The organism is Gemmatimonadales bacterium, from assembly GCA_019637315.1.
Classification (GTDB): domain Bacteria; phylum Gemmatimonadota; class Gemmatimonadetes; order Gemmatimonadales; family GWC2-71-9; genus SHZU01.
In genome coordinates this window covers 93,625-115,962 of record JAHBVU010000003.1, presented here as the reverse complement: position 1 = coordinate 115,962, position 22,338 = coordinate 93,625, and the positions used below count along the sequence as shown (strand labels likewise).

Sequence of the window (22,338 nt, the reverse complement as noted above, 5' to 3'; positions counted from 1 at the left end):
ACCATACATATGTTGAGAATCAGAAAGTCAGCCGGGTGGTACCACGCAACGGCTTGCGCCATGGTGCTCGCCGTTGGGGCAACCGGCTGCTCGAAGGACGATATCTTGCAGCCGGACACTCCGGACGTGATCACGCCGGACCGGCTCACGACGCCAGAAGGCCTGGCCGCGGTCTACGCTGGTGCAGTCTCGGATCTGGTCGTAGCAACGACTGGGGCGAGCGGTGTTGTGATTTTCTCCGGCCTCTTCACTGACGAGTTGATGCACGCGAGCACACCCCCGGCGGTTCGGGAGTGGGATCTTCGTGGCGTGCTCAACACCAACAGCGTGGTGGTACAGGTCGGCACGGCCGCAGCGCCGCAGGGCGGCCCGTTTCTGGGATTGCAACGGGCGCGAAGTGCGCTCGAGAAGGGGGCCGCCGCGCTGCCCGCGAACGACCCGCGCACCGGGGAACTGTACGCGCTGGCTGGCCTGAGCTACATCATGCTCGGTGAGTTGTGGTGCTCAGGTACGCCGATCTCGACCCGGGACCCGCTCGAACTGAGCAACCCGCTGACAACGACCGAGATCTTCAACCGCAGCATCACGCACCTGACGTCGGCTGCGGCCAACGCTGGCGGAAATGCCCGGGTCCAGAATCTGACGGCCGTGCTGCGCGGCCGGGCGCTGCTCAATCTCAATCAGCCCGCCGCAGCCGCGGCGGCGGTTGCCAGCGTTCCGACCAGCTTTTCGTATGAGTTCATTCACGGTGCGCCGCCCGCTCGGCAGACCAATCAGGTTCAGCAGAACATCGTGAACGACGTCTATTCAGTGCCGGACCGCGAGGGTACCAACGGGCTCGACTTCGCCAGCGCCAATGATCCGCGGGTGCCGGTGACGTCGACCGGGCCGTCCCGCAACGACGGCGTCACGCCGATGGTCGTCACGACGAAGTATCCGACCATCGGTTCGCCGGTGGCCATGGTGACTGGCGTCGAGGCGCGGTTGATCGAGGCCGAAGCCGCGCTTCGGGCAGGCAACCCGACCACGTGGCTCCAGAAGTTGAACGATGCGCGTGCCACCGTTGCCGGCCTTGCGCCGCTCACGGATCCAGGCACCGAAGCCGCCCGGATCAACATGACATTCCGCGAGCGCGGTTTCTGGTTCTATCTGACCGCGCACCGTCTCGGCGACCTCCGTCGTCTGGTGCGTCAGTACGGCCGGTCCATCGAGTCGGTCTATCCGACCGGTGCGTACCACAAGCAGGGCCTGACTCGCGGGACCCAGGCCACGCTGATCGTGCCGCAGACGGAAGAGAACAATCCGAACTACAGCGCGGCTTCCTGCCTGGTCAACCAGGCCTGATCACCTGAGGTTCGGACTCGGGGGCGGCGACGGTTCAGTCGCCGCTCCCGTGCTCTTTTCAGGACGTGAAGATGCAGATCGATCGATCTTGGTGTCTCGAAACGCTCCGCGATCTGGTGCGGATCGACTCTATCAATCCTAATCTGGTTCCGGGAGCGGTCGGTGAAGGGCCGATTGCTGCGTACGTTGCGGGCCGATTGCGCGACGTGGGCCTTCAGGTCGAGTTGCACGAACCTGTACCCGGGCGGGTCAGTGTGACCGGCAGGCTGGCCGGATCGGGCGGCGGCAAGCACCTGATGCTCAACGGCCACATCGATACGGTCGACGTGGCCGAGATGGCCGAGCCGTTCAGTGCCCGGGTCGACGGCGGCAGACTGTTCGGCCGCGGGGCATTCGATATGAAGGGAGCAGTGGCTGCCTGCATGACCGCGGCCAAGGCGCTCAAGGATAGTGGCACCCCGCTCCGGGGTGATGTCGTCGTGGCGGCGGTCGCCGATGAAGAGTATGGCAGTTGCGGCACTGCGGACCTGGCAAAGAGGATCCGGGTGGACGGTGCCGTCGTGACCGAGCCGACCGCGCTGCGCCTGTGTGTGGCGCACAAGGGCTACCTCTGGATCGCCGTCGAGGTTCATGGTCGTGCGGCGCACGGCAGCCGGTTCGAGGAGGGCATCGACGCCAACCTCCGGATGGGTCGCTTCCTCGGCAAGCTGGCTCGGCTCGAGGCGGAGTTGCGGAGCCGGCCGCCCCATCCGCTGGTCGGGCCGCCGTCACTCCATGCCGCCACCCTTCGGGGCGGGACCGGCCTCAGCACCTACGCCGCGTCGGCGCGGGTCGAGATCGAGCGGCGTACCGTGCCAGGCGAATCAGAAGGCTCTGCGCTGGCCGAGATTACCAGTTTGATCGACGAACTCAAGGCGGACGACCCGAGCTTCGCGGCCGACGTCAATTGCTTCTTTGCTCGCGATGCCTTCGAGGCCGCAGCCGACGGGGCCGTGGCGCAGGCCGTGTCGCGGGCAGCTGCCGGAATCCTCGGCGCCCCCCCAGTCGTAGTTGGAGACACGCCGTGGATGGACTCGGCGCTGCTGGCTGCCGCCGGAGTCGACACCGTGATCTTCGGGCCGACCGGGCATGGCGCTCATGCGGCCGAGGAGTGGGTCGATCTCGAGTCGGTCTATCGAACGGCGGAGATCCTCGCGGCAACGGCGGTCGACTACTGCCGTTGAGGCGTCGAGGCACAGGCGGGGCAACTGACAGGAAGGCAGAGTGCACACAGCATGGTCAAGGGTGAGATGATGGGACGATTTCGCTGGCTGGTCCTGGGACTGGCTGTTCACGCGCTGGCGTCGGTGCCGGCATCCGCGCAGGCGGGCGGTACGATTCTGGTCCGCGGCGGTACGGTTCACACGGCTGCCGGCGCCCCGATTCGGAATGGCAGCGTGCTGATTCGCGACGGCAAGATCGTGGCGATCGGCACCAACGTGTCCGCGCCGAGCGGGGCGCGAATCATCGATGCGTCCGGCAAGGTGGTCGTGCCGGGTATGATCGACAATCATTCGCACATTGGCGCTAAGGTCTCTGATCTGAACGATACGCCGGTTCTGATCGGACCGCAGCACCGCTTTCTCGACGTGCTCGACTGGACCGATCCGGAGTTCGCCAACGCGGTGTCGGGCGGGGTCACCACGATTGTGACGGGGCCGGGCAGCGGTGAGAACGTCAGTGGCATGGCGGTCGTCATCAAAACGTTTGGCGAGGATCTGACCAAGCGGATGCTGCTCGAAAAGGGCGGGATGAAGTTCGCGATGGGCCCCAAGGGTCGGGACCGATACCCCGGAACAGGCATGGGGGTCGCGGCCAATCTTCGGCAGTACCTGATCAGAACCCAGGAGTACCTGGCAGGACAGAAGAAGTGGGTCGACGAAGGGCGCAAGGGCAATCCTCCCGCCCGAGATCTGGCGTATGAGGGCATGGGACTGGTGCTCGACCGGACCACATATGTCCGGTCGCATGTCCACTCGGCCACCGATGTTGCCACCATTCTCCGTCTCAAGGACGAGTTCGGCTTCGACTTGACGCTCCACCATTCCACCGAGGCGTACAAGCTGGCCCCTGAGTTGGCCAAGCGGAATGTTTCAGCCGTCGTGCTGCCGCTCGGTCCGCGGATCGGCGTGACTGACGACGCGCTGGCCGGGATCTACGATCTCTGGAAGGCGGGGGTCAAGGTGGCCATGCACACCGATGCCCCGGTCATCAATCAGAAGTGGCTGCGACTCTGCGCGGCAATCGTGATGCGGTACGGTGTTCCGGAAGATGAAGCCCTCAAGATGGTGACCCTCAACGCGGCCGAGATTGCTCGGGTCGGCGATCGGGTCGGCAGCCTCGAGGTCGGCAAGGATGCCGACTTGGTAATCATGAACGGACCCTGGTACGAGCCGGCATCGCGGGTCGATCTCGTCGTCGGCGACGGTCGGGTCATTTACGACCGCAGCACGGAGGGCAAGTAACCATGACCGCCTTCACAGCGAAGGTACTGGGCGGCGCGCTCGTTGCGACCGCACTGATTGCCGGGTCAGTCGACGGACAGGAACGACCGATTGCAATCCGTGGCGGCACCGTCGTGCCGGTGAGCGGTCCGAGTATCCCGAATGGAACGGTGGTGATACACCGCGGCAAGATCGTGGCGGTCGGTGCGAATGTCGCGGTGCCGTCCGGTGCGCAGATCGTCGATGCCAAGGGTCAGTACGTGCTGCCCGGGCTGGTGGACGCCATGTCGAATCTTGGTTTCGACGGCGGCGATCTCAACGAGATGGGCGACCCCATGACGCCGCAGAATCGGGCCTGGGAGGGATACAATCCCTTCGGCACCTTCGGGGCCGGGCAGCGGCAGCCGCTCAGGAACCGGGAGGCGCTCTCGGGTGGTGTGACGACCATGTATATCGCACCGGCCGATGCGCAGGTCATTGGCGGGCAGGGAGCCGTCGTCAAGACGGCTGCCGCGCTGCACAGCGACCTGCTCGTGCGCGAGCCCGCGGCCATGGACATGACGCTCGGGACGCCGCCCAAGACGGTGGCGCGGGCCCGGAACCGGGCGCCGTATACCCGGATGTCGCAAGTCGCCATGATTCGGCAGATCCTGGTGCGCGCCCAGGAGTATCAGCGGAACAAGGAGGGGAATCCCGCGTTGCCCAAGGATCTCGGTCTCGAAGCGCTGGGTCGGTTACTCCGGAAGGAGATCCCGGCCCGAATCCAGGCCAACAGTCCGACGGACATTCGTGCGGCGCTGCGGCTGGCGGACGAGTTTGGCATCGATGTCGTCATCGACGGCGGGGCGGGTGCGCTCGATGTCAAGACCGAGCTCGCGGCGCGCAAGGTGCCGGTGGTGCTCGGTCAGGTCTCCCATCCGTATGTCAGCAATGAGGAGATTCCGGACAAGACGGACTACCCGGAGCCGGACGAGGCGCTCGCTGCCAAGCTGACCGCCGCGGGTGTCACGACGGCGTTCGGCACCTTCTCACGTGCCTTCGGGACGCTGGCGCCGGCCGGTACCGGCAAGTGGTTGCTCATGGATGCCGGCATCGCGGTCGGGTACGGTCTCACGGAGGCCCAGGTGCTGCGCGGTGTGACGCTCACGCCAGCGGAGGTCCTTGGTGTAGCCGATCGGGTCGGCTCGCTCGAGGCCGGCAAGGACGCTGATGTTATCCTGCTCGATGGGCCGCCGCTCAGTGTGATGACGTGGGTTCGCAAAGCCTATGTTGGGGGCGAACTCGTTTACGAGAAGCCGTAGCTCGTCAAATCGGGCCCCCGGGGTGCGTTTTGCCTGCCCGGGGGTCGTGTCGCATGCAGCATTTCCTCGGCGCGGTGCCTGCGATCTGACGGCATGTGGTTGTGGACGTACCAGGGGTTGTTCGCCAGCGGCGAAAGTCGAATGGACACGCCAGCGACCCTCTTGCCTGAAAGCACTATGTGCACAAGATTGTATGCAGACGATGCAACCTCTCAGCATCGACTCCTGCTCAAAGTGAAGTCACCGATCGTTTGCATGCTGTTGGCATGATCGATCGATTCTCGGAAGGACCCCCCGGCGACGGCCGAACCTTTCGAGCTTGAGAACTCAGCGGGCCAGGAACAGGTTTTCAGTTTCAGTATCGCTTTTGAATCGGACTCCGGCATCGCAAGCGGATGGTCCAGTCCAGGGTATGGTACCCACCGTGTACTTGGACTGATGGCCAGCGGACGGATTGCGGTGTTGTGTGTGGTGGAGGCAGTGGCAGTCTCAGCAAGTTGATCCAGCGGTCGTTTCAGTTCGTCACAATTCGGGAGGGTGGTGCTCATGCTCTTCAGCTCGTTTGGAGCGTCGTGTCGCGGGTTGCCGCGGCGGATGATGCTCGGTGCGGCGTTGGTTGCGCTTGTTTCCTGGCAGCCTGCTGCACTCACGGCGCAGTCCAATGCTGTTTCAGGAACGGTGACGGATGCAAAGTCGGGACGACCACTCGCTGAAGCGCTGGTTCGCGCGGCGAGTGGTTCGGCTCGGACCAACGCCGCCGGTCGCTTCACGCTGTCCGGTCTTTCCGGGGCCAGTGTCGAAGTGACGGTAACTCGAATCGGGTACCAGCCGCTGACCCAAACGGTTCGGGTCGGCGCGACCGACGTCGCGCTGGCACTGGTCGAGACGGCGCTCCGACTCGACGAGGTCGTCGTGACCGGCGCGGCCGCCGAAACCCAGAAGCGGTCGCTCGGCAACGCGGTCGGCCAGCTGGACCTCGCGGCAACGCAGTTGGCCGCGCCGACCCAGCGGATTCAGGAGGCGCTGTCGGTGGCGATCCCCGGTCTGCAGATTCAGCGTGCCAGCGGCCAGCTCGGAACCGGCGCCGCCACGCGAATCCGGGGCGTCGGCTCGCTCAGCTTGGCTTCGGAACCGATCATCTTCATCGATGGCGTTCGGGCCGACAACCGGTCGGGATCGACCAGCCTCGGGTTCTGGGGCGCGGACAAGCCGACCCGAATCAACGATATCGACCCGAACGACATCGAGTCGATCCAGGTGCTCAAGGGGCCGTCGGCAGCCACGCTCTATGGTACGGAAGCCTCCAACGGCGTGATCCAGATCATCACCAAGCGTGGCTCGTCCGGCCGCGCCGCGTGGAGCGTCGAGGGTCGTGGCGGCGCCAACTGGCTGCCGAGTCCCGAGAAGGTCTACGAGGGAGTCTGGTATCGGGATGCGGCGAATCAGATCCAGTACGTCAACCTGATCGAGAACGACATAGCCCGTGGTTTCGGCAGCCCGTTTTCGACGGGCCAGGCCCTGGGCGGGACGATGTCAGTTTCCGGCGGCTCAGACGCCGTCCGGTACTTCTTCAGCGGGTCGTATGATCGCAACGAGGGCATCGTCAGCTACAACTGGATGAACAAGCTCAACGGTGTCGGCAACCTGAGCTACTCATCAGGCGAAACCTTCAAAGCCGACCTGAACATCGGCTTTACCCGCTCCAAGGTTCGCTCGGCTTCGGCGACTCAGCCGGTGACGACCTACCTCGTCTGGGGCTGCCCGAGCAACTCGTGCCGCGCTGGATCGGGCCTGGCTCCGAATGAGCCTGGTCGGGCATGGCTGGCCGGTGTGCTTCCGGAAGACTTCGACCCGCTCGAGGGATACGACGAAGTCGACCGTAGCCGCATGGGCCTCACGCTCAACCATCGTCCGGTCAGCTGGCTCAACCATCGGCTGGTCATCGGCGGCGATTTCACCAACAACCCGTCGTCCGTCTATTTCCCGCGCGGCAGCGCCAAGTTCGGTCAGCCGGGCGGTATCAAGCAGGAACGGCTCGACCGCAGCGCTTTCATTACGGCCGACTACTCGGCCAACGCCACGGTATCCGTCGGTGCCAACCTCGTCACTCAGACCTCGGCAGGTGTGCAGTACTACACCAAGCGATACGAGCAGATTCAGGCCAACGGTCAGAATTTCCCTGTCGTCGGCGTCAACACCGTCAGTGGCGGCGGCGTCCGTGAAGGGTTTGAGAACCCGCAGTTCAACTTCGAGAACAAGACGCTCGGCGTCTACGTCCAGGAGCAGCTCTCCTGGAAAAACCGCTTGTTCATCACGGGCGCGGTTCGCGGTGACGACAACAGCTCCTTCGGTACCAACTTCGACTTCGTGGTTTATCCCAAGGTCAGCCTGTCCTGGGTGATCTCGGAAGAGCCGTTCTTCGCGAACTCGTCGTTCCTGTCCACCCTCAAGCTGCGCGGCGCCTGGGGCAAGGCCGGGCAGCAGCCGGACGTGTTTGCAGCGGTACAGACCTACGGCCCGTCGGTCGGCGCCGGCGGCAATCCGACGGTGACGCCGCTCAACGTCGGCAATCCGGATCTCAAGCCGGAAGTCAGCCGCGAGATCGAGGCCGGATTCGACGCCAGCTTGCTCAGCGATCGGATGAGCCTCGAGTTCACCTACTACAACAAGGTGACGACGGACGGCATTCTGTCTGCGCCGGTGTCGCCGTCCGGCGGCTTCCCGGGTAACCAGTTCATCAATGTCGGTCAGTTCAGCAACAAGGGCGTCGAGGTTGCCGTTGACGGTTCGCTCATCAATGGACGGGAATTCAAGCTCAACCTGCGCGGCTCGATCGCCAAGAATACCAACAAGATCGATGACCTGGGCCAGGCGGTGCCGCTGGTGCAGAATGCCCAGCTCGGGACCTATCATGTGTCCGGCTTCCCGATCGGTGGGCAGTTCTACAAGAAGCCGATCTCGGCCGAGTTGAACGCTGCCGGTCAGGCCATCAACGTGTTGTGCGAGGGCGGCACCAATTTCGGCAACGGCGACGGCTCGGCAGTTCCGTGTGCCACGGCGCCCAACCTGTACTGGGGCCCGTCGACGCCGACCTTGCTGTCCTCGATCAGCGCGGATGTCCAGTGGCGTCGGTTCCGGCTGGTGGGTATTGCCGAGTTCCAGAGCGGTCAGATGTACCTGGACGGCAATCTCGCGGCTTCACACATCTTCTTCTTCAACTCGCTCGCCGGTGCCCAGCGGACGGACCCGATCCTGGTGGCCTACCAGACCGGCCCGCTGGCGTCGCAGAACTTTGCCACGGGGATGATGAAGGGCGGCTTCGGCAAGCTTCGCAACGTGTCTCTGACCTATGACATGCCGCGGAGTGTAGCGGGGCTGCTCGGCGCTGCCGGCGGCTCGGTGACCCTGACCGGTTCCAACCTGGCGACGCTCTGGCGCGCGCAGCGGGGAACCTTCGGCGGGAAAGTGGTCGATCCTGAGGTGAAGCGGAACACGGGTGACCTGTTCATCGCCTTCAATCAGGAGTCCTGGCCGCAGTACACCAGCTTCCTTGCCACCGTCCGGCTTTCGTTCTGAAAAGGAACATGTGCATCATGACTAATCTGATCAGAAAATCCCGGACCCGTCGTCTGATCGCCACGGCTGGTATGATGGCGATCGTGCTCGGCGCCGCGGGATGTGACAGTCTCCTGGATGCGGAGCTGCCCGGCCGTATCCCAACGGTGTTGCTCGACGACGCCAGCAACGCCGCGGTGCTCGGAGCCAGCGTCGTAGCCGACTTCGAGTGCGCCTTCAGTCAGTACGTTGCGTCGGCCTCCATCTTCTCCGACGAGTACCTCGGAGCTTCGGGCAACGCCTCAGCAAAACAGTGGGGTACCAAGAACATCCCGGAGGGTGATCCCGTCAACGAGCGAGCCGCGTGTACGACCGTCTTTGGAGCGTACACCCCGCTGCACACGGCTCGCTTCCAGTCGGAAGACATCCTTGCACGTCTGAACGGCTGGACCAATGAACAGGCCGGTATCGATCTGGCGCCCCATCGGGTCCGCACCATGGTTCTTGGTGCGTACAGCTATACGTTGCTGGGCGAGGGATTCTGCGCCATGCGTATCGACCAGGGCACCAGCATCCTGACGCCGGCCCAAGTCCTCGCAATCGCGGAGACGAAGTTCAACGCGGCGCTCACCGCGGCCACCGCGCTGCCGGGAGCCGCAGGTGCGGAACTCGCGAACCTTGCCCGGGTCGGACGCGCCCGAGTCCGAATCAGGCTCGGCAATAACGCAGGTGCGGCCGCCGACGCAGCGGCGGTCACGGCAGGATTCGAGTTCAACGTCACTCGCAGCGCGGACGCGACCTCGCGCTACAATGACGCCTACTGGGGATTGACGGAGCTGCGTCATGGCTCCGTAGACCCGGCCTATCGCAACCTGCAGGTCGGTGGCGTCAAGGATACACGCGTCGACGTTCGGTTCGGTCCAGACATTGGCATGTTGCCGACGGCCTTCGACGGCGTCACCCCACTGTACGTGGTCAACAACAAGAACCTCTCACGTGCGGCGCCGATGCGGCTGGCGAGCTACATCGAAGCCCAGCTGATTCGGGCGGAGGCGCTCGGTGGGCAGCAGGCAGCCGACATCGTCAATGCCCGCCGTACCCAGCTCTCGCTCCCGACCTACACGGGCGGCGTCGATGAGGCGTCGATTCGGGCCCTCATCATCAGCGAGCGCAACCGGGAGTTCTTCATGGAGGGCGGACACCGGTTCAACGACCTGATTCGCTTCAACATTGCCTGGAAGACCGGCAACGATCAGATCGGCGCGCCCTATGGCCCGTGGCGTTGCTTCCCGTTGCCGACCAGCGAGCGGATCGCCGCAGGCGGCTGACCTGCAGCGTTGGACAATCAGGGTAGTGCGCGGGGAGCCGGCCTTGGTCGGCTCCTCTGCGTTCCGACCCTTGGCTTCGCGGCCGGTTCGACCCCGTGTGACTTGCCGGAGACCCGGCGAGACAGCATACTCGCAAAGTCTCACATTCCGTCTGCGCCATCAGCGGGACCGGTGGCGGCACCCCCGAAACTTCGCACCTCGCTGGGGCAACGTATGAACGGCTTGATGATGGATTGGCCCCTGACCATCACGACCTTCCTCGATCGAGCGCGGCAGTTTCACGGTCGGCAGGAAATCATCAGCAAGACCCCGGCGGGCCTGCATCGGTACACCTATCGCGACTACGTCGATCGGGTCGATCGCTTGCGCACGGCGTTGACCTCGCTTGGAGTGCAGAAGGGCGACCGGGTTGCCACCTTTGCCTGGAACTCCTACCGCCACTTCGAGGTCTACTTTGCCGCCCCCTGCATGGGCGCGGTGATTCACACCCTCAACATCCGCCTCTTTCCTGATCAGCTGATCTACATCGCAAACCATGCGGGCGACAAAGTCGTCTGCGTCGATGCCTCGCTGCTGCCGCTTTTCGAGAAGATCCGTCCGCACCTGACCACCGTGGAGCACGTCATCGTTTTTCCCGATGACGGGCGCCCCGTCGATCCGGCCCAGGGTCTCGACTACGAGGAGTTGCTCCGGTCGGCCTCTCCTGCCGTCGGGTACCCCGAGATTCACGAGAACGATGCCCTGGGGATGTGCTATACCTCGGGAACCACGGGCAACCCGAAGGCCGTGGTCTACTCGCATCGGGCGGTCGTGCTGCACACCCTCACGGAGGTGGCCGCAGATATGATGGGGATCGCCTCCGGTGACACCATCCTTGCCATCGTTCCGCTCTTTCACGCCAACGCGTGGGGGTTGCCCTATGCCGGTGTGATGACCGGAACCAGGATGGTCTGGCCTGGCCCCTTCATGCAGCCCGCCGATCTCGCCGACCTGATTCAGAATGAGCGGGTCACCTTCGTGGGCGGCGTTCCGACCATCATCGCGGGCCTGTATCAGTACCTGCGCGCCAACAGAGGGGAGTACGACGTCTCGAGTCTGCGAACGATCGTGGTGGGTGGCGCGGCCTGTCCTCCCTCGCTGATGGAGGGATTCCATCGGGACTTCGGCGTCTGGATCAGTCATGCCTGGGGCATGACCGAAACCGCACCCCTTGGAAGTATGTGCCGTCTGTTGCCGCATATGGCCGCGTGGTCGCCGGCTGAGCAGCTGGAGGTTCGCCTGAAGCAGGGGCGGCCTGCTCCCTTCGTCGAGGTCCGGATCGTCGACAGCGACGGACAGGCCCTGCCGCACGACGGGGTGGCGTTCGGCGAGCTGGAAGTTCGCGGGCCCTGGGTGATCAGTGCCTACTACAACGACCCGCGCAACGCCGAGTGCTTCCACGACGGCTGGTTTCGCACGGGAGACGTCGCGACCATCGATCAGGATGGCTACCTCAAGCTGGTTGATCGGACCAAGGACGTGGTCAAAAGCGGGGGCGAGTGGATCTCGAGTGTCGACCTCGAGAATGCGATCATGCAGCATCCCCAGGTGCAGGAAGCGGCGGTCATCGGCGTGGCGCATCCGAAGTGGACCGAGCGGCCGCTCGCATGCGTGGTGCTGCGTCCAGGTGCCCAGCTGACCGCGGGTGATATCATCGCGTCGATCAAGGATCGATTTGCCACCTGGTGGCTGCCCAATGATGTCGTGTTCGTCGACGCGGTGCCCAAGACCAGTGTCGGCAAGTTTGACAAGAAGGTGTTGCGGGATCAGTTCCGGGATTACCAATGGACGGAGCCATCATGACCGGTCGGCTGCTGCTGGGCCTGGCGGGGATTCTTGCGCTGACGGGGTGCGGCAAGGCGGACCCCGCAACGACGGAAATTCTCTGGGATCGCTGGGGTGTTCCACACATCTACGCGGCCAACGATGCCGAGGCCTTTCGCGGGTTCGGCTACGCTCAGGCAGCTGCGCATGGGGATCTGCTGCTCAAACTCTACGGCGAGGCGCGGGGTCGTGCCGCGGAGTACTGGGGTGAAGCCAATCTGTCCAAGGACCGTTTTGTCCGCACGGTGGGTGTACCGAGGCGGGCCGCGGAATGGTACGACGCGATGGCCCCGGCCTTCCGGGCCAATCTCGACGCCTTTGCCGACGGAGTCAATCAGTACGCCGAGCGCTATCCGGAACGGATTGTAGACAGTGTGAAGGCCGTTCTTCCTGTTACCGCCCAGGATGCGATCGCACACGGCCAGCTGGTGGTCCACTTCCGGTTCATGGTCTCCGGCCAGGTCGACGTTCCGGCAACCAGGCTGACGGCGACGCCGGCGTCCAACATGTGGGCGGTTGCTCCCGAGCGCTCGGCAAGCGGCAACGCCCTGCTGCTCGGCAATCCGCATCTCCCTTGGAGTGATTTCTTCCTCTTCTTCGAAGCGCATCAGGCCACCCCGAGTCGCAATCTCTACGGAGTGAGCCTGATCGGCAGTCCGGTCATTGCCATCGGGTTCAACGACTTCGTTGCCTGGTCGCACACGGTCAATACCCAGGACGGAGCCGACGTCTACCGTATCATCAAGCAGGGGCAGGGCTACCTCCTCGATGGCGTCGAGCGCGAGTTCACGTCACGGACCGAGTTGCTGCACGTGAAAGCCTCGGACGGTTCGATGCGAACCGATACGCTGGTCATTCGGTCCACGGTTCACGGGCCACTCATCAGCGAGGACACGGAGTCTACCCTGGCCGTTCGCGTGGCCGGCCTCGATGATCCCGGTGCCCTGGCGCAGTGGTGGGATATGGGGGGGGCTCGGAACAGCGCGGACTTCGAGTCCATCATTCGCCGGATCAACGTCCCGTTCTTCAATGTCATGGCCGCCGGGCAGGACGGAACCATCCTGTACTTCTTCGGTGGCAAGACACCGCGTCGCCCGCACGGCGACTTCACGTACTGGCGAAGCCCCGTGCCTGGCGACAGCTCCGCACTAATCTGGGACGACCATCTTGGCTATGACGAGCTGCCGCACCTTCGCAATCCCGCGACCGGGTGGCTGCAGAACGCTAACGACCCGCCCTGGACGGTTACCTGGCCGATGGCCTTCGATCCGGAGCAGTATCCTGCGTATCTGTCGCCTCGGGGGATGGGGCTCCGAGCGCAGCAGTCGGCACTGCTGCAACTTGCCGATTCGAGCTTTACCCTCGATGAGCTGGTTGCTGCCAAGCACTCGACCCGGGTTCTGCTGGCCGATCGCGTGCTCGACGAGCTGGTGCGGGCTGCGGAAGGGGGAGATGAGGTTGCCCAGCGCGCGGCGCGAGTGCTTGCCAAGTGGGACCGCACCGTCGACGCCGAGAGTCGTGGCGCGGTTCTGTTCCTTGCGTGGGTCCACCACTGGACTCGCGGTGGCCCCGCCTTTGCCAGGCCCTGGCAGGCCGACTCGGCATTGAGCACGCCCGCCGGGCTGGCTCGTCCCGCAGACGCAGTTGCGGCGCTCCGGACGGCGGCTGCGGAGGTCGAACGCGCCTACGGTTCGCACGAGGTGCCGTATGGAGAGGTTATGCGGCTCCGCTACGGCGGGAAGGACCTCCCCGGTAACGGCGGCGACGACGGCGGACTCTTTCGGGTTGCCAACTACATTCCCGATACGGACGGGAAGTATCGGATTGTTGGCGGCGATACCTACTACCAGGCGGTTGAGCTTGGCCGGCCGGTGCGGGCCAAGGTCCTGCTGGCCTATGGCAATGCCACCCAGCCCGGCTCGAAGTACATCGGCGATCAGCTCGAGCTTTTCGCTGCGAAGGGCATGCGCGACGCCTGGCGTGATCGCCGAGAGATCGAAGCCAATCTCGACCTGCGGGAGGAATTGCCTCCCGCTACCTCGGCACGGTCGGGAGGTCGATGAACGAGGCGCCCCGGTGAACGGTTAACGTCGCGCTGCCGGTGGCCGGGGTTCGCTGAAACGTATCGCGATCGGCGCCGGCAATGGCTATCCGGATCCGGTGGCCGGCGCGGAACAGCACCGAGGTTGGCAGTAACTGGAATGTCACCGTTTCGGCCTGGCCTGGAACGAGCGGGGCGGCATCCTGGGCCGCGAAGCTTCGGTAAGGGTAGGTCGTACGGTAGGGCGCCGGATCCCTGCTCACTTTTCGGTGCAGCAAGCGCAGCTGGCCTTCTGTGATGTAGGTCGATCGGCCGTCGGGGGCGACATCCTCCAGATAGGCGAAGAGATTGCCGTCGGTTGCGGTCGAAGCGACGCGAAGCGTGATGACGGGATGCCCGGTCACCTCGAGATCCTGCAAGAGCGGAGCGCTGGTATACGTCAGCATCCGCGCATCCTGGCTCGATCGTTCCTGGTAGACGACGTCGCTGCCGCCTAGTTGGGTATACCAGCGATTCTGCCGACCAGTACTCACCTCGAAGTCCACCTCATACCTGTCGGTTCCTCTCGAGGGACGCCGGTCGGCCAGCGACCCCTCGCCGCTCAGGTAGAGCCGCCGGTTCGAAGTGCCGGGAAGGGGCCAGCGGTCGGCGCGCTTCCAGACCTCCTCACCCAAGGTGTAGTAGATCAGCGTCTTGCCCCGATAGGGACTGCCGCCGGCCTTCATATGTCGGTCAAAGAAACAAGCCGCCTGCTCATTCTGGGTCGCGGAGGAGGGAGTCGTGGCAGCCGAGTCCGGCAGGAAGGGGCTGGTGTGATGGCCGCCGCCGTGACTCCAGGGCCCGATCACGAGCAACTGAGGATTGGACCAGGTCATGAAGCGGTTGAGCGCTCCTTGCGCGGTGCCGGCATCGAGCCAGCTGGCCCAGGCAAAGATTGGCGTGCCGGCGCGTTCGATGGCCTGCCGGTACAAGAAGCTCGACGCGCCGTCGAGGGTGGCGCCTCCGAAGCCGGCAACCGGCTCGTCGCGGAACCGGGTCTCGGTCAATGACGAATCGAGGCGCGGGTTGCCGCGGTGATCCTCGATCGCGGCCGCGAGCAGCGCAGCTGCCGAGTCGCCGTCGACCGGCCGAACACCCTGCGGGGCCCGAGGTACCTGGTTCATGTCCATGGCATGGACTGCCGCACCCCAATCGCGAATCATCATCTCATTGACGACGCCACCCGGAAAGGTCAGGTCGGCGTAGGCGTCGAAGTCCATGAAGCGGGGAATCACCGCCTTGAGGGCGGGGTGATTCCCGACAGCGGTGAGCAGCGCGGTGTTTCCGGTATAGGAGGTGCCGACCGATCCGACGGTGCCATTCGACCACGGTTGTGCCGCGATCCAGCCGACGAGGTGATGGAGATCGTTGACCTCCGTCGGCGACCAGGGATAGTACCATTGCCCGAACGACGCCCCGGTTCCGCGCACGTCGGCATAGACGTAGGCATAGCCCCGCGATATCCAGAATCGCTCCATCGCGCCGATCGGTTGACCCTGGGCTGCCCGCCAGTACCGGGTGCTGACCAGCACGGCCGGCAGAGGCCCTCCGACCCGGGCTGGCAGGTAGACATCGACGGCAAGTCGGACACCGTCTGGCATGGCGACATAGCGTGACGTTCTCGTCACAGAATCGCTGGTGCTGGCCGGGGCTCGGCAGCTTGCCAGCGGCTCGGGCTGCGTCTGGGCAAGGGCTGGCGTAGCCAGGAGCAGCACGGCGGCCATTGCCGCGAGTGCCCGGCCCGGGCGAGAGGGTATCGTGGACTGGCGGTACGGCGGGCAAAAGCGACGCATGACACGTTCCCGGGGAGCGGACAATGAAAATAACGTTCGTTGTGTTTCTTCCGTCAAGCGCGACGCAGGGCGCCACCGCAGGGATCGGGCGGTTCTGCCCGGGGTCACAATCGACTAGAATTGAAAGTAGCCGACTCCTGATTCGTCGGTGCCGCGGCGTCAGTACCAGCCGCCATGGCGAAAGCAGTGTTGCTGTGACGACGTCATCTCGTCTCCCCATGATCAGGCGGGACGGCCCGTCGCGGGCACCTCGTTCCGGTGGCTTGCGTTTCGGAGCCCTCGGGATCGAACCCAATGGACGGAAGGTCGACCATGCAGCGACGTCCGTTGCTTCTCTCAGTCGGGGCGGCCATTTTTGCCTCCTCATCAGGTCTGTTCACCAAGCACAAGCTTCCATCTCTCGACGGGAGGGATCGCATGCCCCACACGTTACCCCCGCTTCCCTACGCCTACAACGCGCTCGAGCCGCACATCGACGAGCAGACGATGCGGATTCATCACGGCAAGCATCATGACGCGTACGTCAACAACCTGAATGCGGCGCTCAAGGATTATCCCGAGCTCGACAAGCTGTCGATCGATGCGCTGATTGCGGATCTGTCCCAGGTGCCGGAGGCGGTCCGGACCGCGGTGCGCAACAACGGCGGCGGGCACTACAACCACACCCTGTTCTGGGAAATCATGACGCCCGGTGGGGCGGCCGAGCCGGGCGGTGCGCTCGGTGCGGCGATCAACGCGGCATTCGGCAGCTTCGCATCGTTCAAGGAGCAGTTTCAGAAGGCCGGGATGGGTCGGTTCGGCAGCGGCTGGGCCTGGCTGGTGCAATCCGGATCCGGGGTGGCAATCGAAAGCACACCAAACCAGGATTCGCCGGTCATGGAGGGCAAGAAGGCCATTCTCGGCTGTGACGTCTGGGAGCACGCGTACTACCTCAAGTACCAGAACCGCCGCGCGGACTATCTGGGCGCCTGGTGGAACACGGTCAACTGGACCATCGTGGGCAACCGATTCGGGGCCGCCTGACCCATGCCGCTGCCTGCGGTGGGAACAGAGGCTCCCGATTTTACGTTGGCCTCGACCGGAGGTGAGGTGTCGCTTGCGGCGTACCGTGGCAGCAACGTGCTGCTCGCGTTCTTTCCGCTTGCCTTCACGCGCGTTTGTACAGCCGAGATGTGCGCCTTTTCCGAGGACTACGATCGGTTCCGCGACACGGGAACGGTGGTCTTGCCGATCAGCGTCGATTCGGTTCCGACCCTCAAGGAGTTCAAGGCCAAGGAACGGATCCGGATCGAACTGCTGAGCGATTTCAAACGCGAGGTCTGTCGGACGTACGGTACGCTGCTCGAAGACAAGTTCCTCAGCAAGCGTGCCTACGTCCTGATCGACCGGGCTGGTGTCGTCCGCTGGACTCACGAGGAGGTCGAGTCGGGCCAGCGGCGGGACAACGCGGCCTTGCTCGAACAGATCAAGGCGCTCAACTGAGCGGAGCAGCCCGACACTATCCGGGGATCGAGTCCCCCGAGCTGGCGCTCGACCAGGCAACCGCCTGGGCGATCGGCCAGGTCGGGGGACACCTGCGTGTGGAGGCGGTGGCGCCCGATGACCTCGAGTCCGGGGTCGACGGCCTGATCGACGATGTGCGGGCCTGGCACCGGGTTCGGAAGCCTGGCATGCTCGAGCCGGTTGCGCTGCTCGGTCGGGTCACCGGGATTCTGCTGGGAGCACGGCAGGACGGCGCCGGGGGGCGCCTCGAGCTTTGTCCGGACCTTCCAGCCGGGTGGAAGAGCCTCAAAGTGAAGCGGCTCCGGTCGCACCGCACCCTGCTGGATCTGGAGGTGCGTCCCCGGGCGGAGTGGGTCACGGTTCGACTGGCCGTGCGGTTCGGGCCTGCGATTCCGGTTCGGGTCAGCCTGCCGGACACGCTGCTGGTTTCCCGGGTTACGGTGGACGAGGTGCCTCTCGAGAGCCACCAGGCCATCCTGACACTCCAGGGAGAGCACGAGATCCTGTTCTACCTCGGTGCTCCCGGTCGGGGGGAGGTCGGCTGACTCCAGTGGGCTTACTTTTGACAGCACGACCATGACGACAACGCTTGGCGGTACTGCTCTCGAGCTGCTGGGGCGAGTGGCCCGCATCCTCAACAGCGGCCTGCCTCCCGATGACACGTTGGGGTCAGTTGCCGGTGCGGTGCAGCAGGGCCTCGGGCTCGAGGCGGTCTGTATCTGGCGGCGAGACAATGGGATGAGCCGCTGCACCGGGATTGCCAGCCCGCCCCGGGCGCTGGTTGCGCCGAGCCTGGAAGAGCTGCCAGGCGCAGGTCCGCACAGCGTTCGGGTTCCGCTGGTTCATGCCGGGCTCCGACTCGGGTTGCTCGAACTGACTCGACACCCGGGGGGGCCGGACGTTCTGCCGGCGGTCGTGGACGTACTGCAGAATCTCCTGGCCCCGTTCCTCGATGCGATAACGCTCGCTGAGGATCTGGCGCTGGAGGTGGCGAGCCGATCGCGCGAGATCTCGGAGCAGCGCCGACTCACGGGATTGGTGATCGACAGTCTCCCGGTCGGTCTGTATGTGATCGACCGGGCCTATCGGATTCAATTCTGGAATCGGAAACGGGAAACCGGTACCCAGGGTCTCAAACGGGACGACGTGGTGGGGCGACCGGTGTTCCAGGTCCTGACCCGGCAGCCGGTCGAGGTACTGAAGGCCGAGTTCGACCGCGTCTTTGCGACAGGCGAGAGTATCCAGGAGGAAACCGTGGTCGAGCAGGGCGGAGAACGGCGCGTCTACCTGCTCTCCCGCCTGCCGATGCGTCTCGAGGGCGACGCCATCACCCACGTGATTACCATCGGGGAGGATGTCACCGACGCCCGCAACGTGCAGCAGCAGATCCTGCAGCACGAGAAACTCGCCGCCGTCGGCCAGCTGGCCGCCGGGATCATGCATGAAATCAACAATCCGCTGGCGACGATTGCCGCCTGCGCGGCTGCCATCGAAGGGCGAATCGGTGCGACCGCCGAGGCGCCGGTCAAGGAGTATCTCGAGATCATCGATCAGGAGGTGCAGCGCTGCACCAAGATCGTCGATGGTCTGCTCGAATTCAGTCGGCCTCACCACGCGGGCACGCCGAAGAGTCCGGTGCGCGTCAATGAGCTGATCGAACGAACTCTCTTTCTGCTCAAACACCACAAGCGCTTCCGTCGACTGGTCGTCGAGACGGATCTCGGGCCTGACGTGTCTGTGGTCGCCAACGATGAGCAGATCATCCAGGTTCTGATGGCACTGATGCTGAATGCGGTTGACGCGATGGGAGACGGCGGCACGCTGACCCTGCGCACGAGAGTGCTGCCGGGGAAAACGGAGGCCGCGCTCGAAGTGCGCGATGACGGCGCTGGGATTCCCAGCCGTGAGCTGTCCAAAATCTTCGAGCCGTTCTACACCACGAAGCCCCCGGGGCAGGGCACCGGACTGGGCCTCTCGATTGCCTATGGCATCGTTCGCGAACACGGTGGTCGGATCGACGTCGAAAGCGAGCTGGGTCGGGGCAGTGCGTTTGCGGTCGTGCTGCCGATGGTGCGCACATGAAAATCCTCGTGGTCGAGGACGACCGGATCGTCGGCCAGTACGTCCGGCGCGGCCTCGAAGAGCAGGGCTACCACGCCGATCTCGTCGGCGATGGTCTCGAAGCGCTTCGACTCATCTCCGGCGGGCACTACGATCTCGTCATCCTCGATTTGCGCCTGCCCGGAATGACGGGATATGAGGTGCTGCGAACCGTTCGCGATCGCGGTCTGACGCTGCCGGTGCTGGTGCTCACGGCCCAGGATGCGGTCGACAACAAGGTGCAGGCGCTCCGCTCGGGAGCGGACGACTACGTCACCAAGCCGTTCGCGTTCGAAGAGCTGCTGGCCCGGGTCGAGGCCATTGCGCGCCGACCGCAGCAACTCCGATCGACCAAGGTCGCAGTGGGCGACCTCGAACTCGACACCGCGACGCGGGAGGTCCGCCGCGCCGGGAAGCTGATCGATCTCACGCCGAAGGAGTACACGGTGCTCGAGTACCTGATGCGTCATCCCGGACGCGTCATGTCCCGGACACTGATTACCGAATATGCCTGGGATTACCACTTCGATCCCGGCACCAACATCGTCGATGTCGTCATCAATCGCCTTCGCAAGAAACTCGATGCCGGTCATGATCGACGAATCCTGCACACCGTTCGCGGTGTCGGCTACGTGATCAAGGTGTAGCGTGCGCTCGATCCGTCGCCGGCTTACCATCGGCTATGTCGTCGCGCTCGGTCTGACGCTGACACTGTTTGGCGTCGTGTTGTATGTCGACCGGCGTCAGGCGGATTTCCAGTCGCTCGACGATCGACTGGAGGTCGAGGCGCAGCTGACGCTCAGGATGCTTCGTGACCTGTCGCGATCGCTGGGGCGTTTGCCGCCGGTCGTCGAGAGCGTCCAGCAGTATTTCCAGGGCTTTGCCCACTACCTGGTTCTCGTCGGGACCGATCAGAACATCATTCTGGTGATCGACCCGGTCGGCAGCATGGGCAACGAGGCTGTGGGGCGCCTTCGCGAACTGACGAATCTGGTCAAGGATGGTACTCCGACCTGGACCACCACCACGATCATACCGGGGCAGTCGCCGGTTCGCCTCTATCTGGCGCCTGTTGTCGGTGCGGACCCGGCCATTCGGTACATGCTGGTCGGCGCGAGCCTCGACGAGGTGTCGTTCGGCCCCGCGGCACTGCTGCGCTCGATGCTGCTGGTGGCCCCGGTAGTTCTGCTCGTGTCCGTGGTGATCGGTTCCTGGCTGGCTGGCACCAGTCTGTATCCTCTCGAGTCCACCATCGACGAACTGACCGCAATTACCGACGGCCGAAGTCTTCACCGTCGCCTGCCGGTCAACCCGAGTGGCACCGACGAGCTGACACGCCTGTCCCAAGCGGTCAACGGCATGTTCGCGCGACTGGAGCAGAGCTTCGCAGCGCAGCAGCGCTTTGTCGCCGAGGCAAGTCACGAACTCAAGACGCCGCTGATGGTACTCCGAGCCGGCGTCGAGCGGGCACTGACCGACTCCACCACGCCGAACGAAAGTCTGGAAGCGCTCGATCAGTCGCTCGAGGAGATCAACCGGATGTCGGAGCTGGTAGACAGCTTGCTGACGCTGGCTCGTGCCGACGAGGGCCGGGTCGCCCTGGCCGTCGAAACGCGTGACCTGCGCGAGTTGGTCAATGAGGCTGCGGAGACCGCACAGATTCTGGGCGAAGCCAAGAGCCTGACCATCCGAAGCCAGGTGCCCGACGGGCCGGTGCCTTATCCGATCGATCGTACCAGGATGCGGCAGTTGCTGCTCAACCTGGTGACCAATGCCGTCAAGTACACTCCGAGTGGTGGTGGAGTGACGGTTTCCCTCACGGATGAAGCCGATGTGGTCCACCTGATCGTTGCCGATACCGGGATGGGAATCGCGCCTGGAGATCTGCCCCACATTTTCGATCGGTTCTGGCGTGCCGATCCCGCGCGAGCGCGCGATACCGGCGGCACCGGCGCCGGGCTCGGCCTCGCGATCACCAAGTGGATTGCTGAAGCACATGGTGGTTCAATTACTGTCCAAAGCCGCCCTGGCAAAGGCGCGGTTTTTACCGTATCATTGCCACGCTCCGGATCGCTCCAGTCGAGCGCCGTCGCCTAATCCTTCTGTCATCTATTTGTCATGTCGGAGTGAGCCGGGTGTAACTCGGCTTGGTTTGATTAGTACCGGGTATTGCTGACTCATCCGGGAGGCCTATCCAGAAAATGTTTGAGAACCTTATCGAGTCGAAGCCCCAACGGGCTCGCACCTTCAAGCAGACGCTGTTCTCGCTGGTGCTGCACGTCGTCCTGATCTACGGGGCGATCAAGGCAACGGCGGGCGCGGCGGAAGTGCTGAAGGAGATCATCCAGGACACCACCATGGTGTTCCTCAAAGCGCCGGAGCCGCCGCCGCCTCCGCCGCCAACGGTCGTTCCGCCGGACGCGATTGTCACGGCCAACCCGCCGCCGATGGGTTTCCAGACCGTCATGCCGCCGACCGAGATTCCGCGGGACATCCCGCCGGTCAATCTCAACGAGCGATTCGACGCGCGGGACTTCAGCGGCAAGGGCGTCGAGGGCGGTATCGCGGCAGGCATCGTCGGCGGAACTGGTCCGGTGTCGACCGAGGAGACCTTCGTCGCCGACGAAGTCGACGATCCGGTCCAGCCGATCAATCAGCAGCGTCCCCGCTACCCCCCAGTACTGCAGCAGGCGGGCATTGCGGGCAGTGTCGACGTCCAATACGTGGTTGGCACCAACGGGAAGGCCGAGCCGGAGTCGTTCAAGGTCCTTCGCAGCACGAACAAGGCGTTCGAAGATCCGGCTCGCGACGCCATCCTCGGCTCGACCTACCGGCCGGCACGGATTCGCGGACAGCCGGTGCGTCAGCTGGTGCAGCAGCGAGTGTCGTTCACGATCGGCGGGTAACACGTTTTGTCGACGGGGTATCCCCGTTCGAACCACTGAACCGGGCAGTTCGATTCTGCCCAGACACGCTAGAGGGAGCATC

16 protein-coding genes are annotated in these 22,338 nt (G+C 64.3%); 15 read left to right on the top strand and 1 reads right to left on the bottom strand.

Features of this window, described 5'->3' with window-relative positions; translation table 11 throughout:
* Window positions 1-9 precede the first annotated feature (9 nt).
* The 8 genes from KF785_04080 (at window position 10) to KF785_04045 (ending at window position 13,937) form a co-directional block, all read left to right on the top strand.
* Window positions 10-1,344 (top strand): hypothetical protein, encoded by a 1,335-nt coding sequence (locus KF785_04080; GenBank protein MBX3145923.1) that lies wholly within the window; start codon window positions 10-12, stop codon window positions 1,342-1,344.
* A 71-nt stretch (window positions 1,345-1,415) separates the two neighbouring features.
* Complete coding sequence (locus KF785_04075) at window positions 1,416-2,567, top strand: ArgE/DapE family deacylase (protein ID MBX3145922.1); 1,152 nt, start codon at window positions 1,416-1,418, stop codon at window positions 2,565-2,567.
* A gap of 66 nt (window positions 2,568-2,633) precedes the next feature.
* On the top strand, window positions 2,634-3,848 hold the full coding sequence (locus KF785_04070) for an amidohydrolase family protein (protein MBX3145921.1): 1,215 nt from the start codon (window positions 2,634-2,636) through the stop codon (window positions 3,846-3,848).
* A gap of 2 nt (window positions 3,849-3,850) precedes the next feature.
* Window positions 3,851-5,128: an amidohydrolase family protein gene (locus KF785_04065; protein ID MBX3145920.1), complete on the top strand. Its 1,278-nt coding sequence runs from the start codon at window positions 3,851-3,853 to the stop codon at window positions 5,126-5,128.
* 546 nt (window positions 5,129-5,674) lie between these two features.
* Window positions 5,675-8,704: a SusC/RagA family TonB-linked outer membrane protein gene (locus KF785_04060; GenBank protein ID MBX3145919.1), complete on the top strand. Its 3,030-nt coding sequence runs from the start codon at window positions 5,675-5,677 to the stop codon at window positions 8,702-8,704.
* Window positions 8,705-8,721: 17 nt separating this feature from the next.
* On the top strand, window positions 8,722-10,011 hold the full coding sequence (locus KF785_04055; protein ID MBX3145918.1) for a RagB/SusD family nutrient uptake outer membrane protein: 1,290 nt from the start codon (window positions 8,722-8,724) through the stop codon (window positions 10,009-10,011).
* 225 nt (window positions 10,012-10,236) lie between these two features.
* The gene (locus KF785_04050; protein MBX3145917.1) at window positions 10,237-11,853 is read left to right on the top strand and encodes a long-chain fatty acid--CoA ligase; all 1,617 of its coding nucleotides are present in this window, start codon (window positions 10,237-10,239) and stop codon (window positions 11,851-11,853) included.
* Window positions 11,850-13,937, top strand: coding sequence for an acylase (locus KF785_04045; protein ID MBX3145916.1), 2,088 nt, complete (start codon window positions 11,850-11,852; stop codon window positions 13,935-13,937). The genes KF785_04050 and KF785_04045 overlap by 4 nt, the downstream gene beginning before the upstream one ends.
* Here the strand turns inward: KF785_04045 and KF785_04040 are convergent.
* Complete coding sequence (locus tag KF785_04040) at window positions 13,909-15,747, bottom strand: CocE/NonD family hydrolase (protein MBX3145915.1); 1,839 nt, start codon at window positions 15,745-15,747, stop codon at window positions 13,909-13,911. The genes KF785_04045 and KF785_04040 overlap by 29 nt on opposite strands.
* A 417-nt stretch (window positions 15,748-16,164) precedes the next feature.
* Between KF785_04040 and KF785_04035 the strand changes: the two genes are divergently transcribed.
* The 7 genes from KF785_04035 to KF785_04005 all read left to right on the top strand — a co-directional run bounded on the left by KF785_04035 (window position 16,165) and on the right by KF785_04005 (window position 22,256).
* The gene (locus KF785_04035) at window positions 16,165-16,770 is read left to right on the top strand and encodes a superoxide dismutase (GenBank protein ID MBX3145914.1); all 606 of its coding nucleotides are present in this window, start codon (window positions 16,165-16,167) and stop codon (window positions 16,768-16,770) included.
* 45 nt (window positions 16,771-16,815) lie between these two features.
* A complete protein-coding gene (locus KF785_04030) occupies window positions 16,816-17,229 on the top strand; it encodes a redoxin domain-containing protein (protein MBX3145913.1) in 414 nt (137 codons plus the stop codon).
* Window positions 17,230-17,336: 107 nt separating this feature from the next.
* Window positions 17,337-17,795, top strand: coding sequence for a hypothetical protein (locus tag KF785_04025; GenBank protein MBX3145912.1), 459 nt, complete (start codon window positions 17,337-17,339; stop codon window positions 17,793-17,795).
* Window positions 17,796-17,826: 31 nt separating this feature from the next.
* Window positions 17,827-19,332, top strand: a complete 1,506-nt coding sequence (locus tag KF785_04020) for a PAS domain-containing protein (GenBank protein ID MBX3145911.1) — start codon at window positions 17,827-17,829, stop codon at window positions 19,330-19,332.
* Window positions 19,329-19,997, top strand: coding sequence for a response regulator transcription factor (locus KF785_04015; protein ID MBX3145910.1), 669 nt, complete (start codon window positions 19,329-19,331; stop codon window positions 19,995-19,997). The genes KF785_04020 and KF785_04015 overlap by 4 nt, the downstream gene beginning before the upstream one ends.
* Before the next feature lies 1 nt (window position 19,998).
* Complete coding sequence (locus KF785_04010; GenBank protein MBX3145909.1) at window positions 19,999-21,447, top strand: HAMP domain-containing protein; 1,449 nt, start codon at window positions 19,999-20,001, stop codon at window positions 21,445-21,447.
* Between the two features lie 104 nt (window positions 21,448-21,551).
* Window positions 21,552-22,256, top strand: coding sequence for a TonB family protein (locus KF785_04005; GenBank protein ID MBX3145908.1), 705 nt, complete (start codon window positions 21,552-21,554; stop codon window positions 22,254-22,256).
* Window positions 22,257-22,338: the final 82 nt, after the last annotated feature.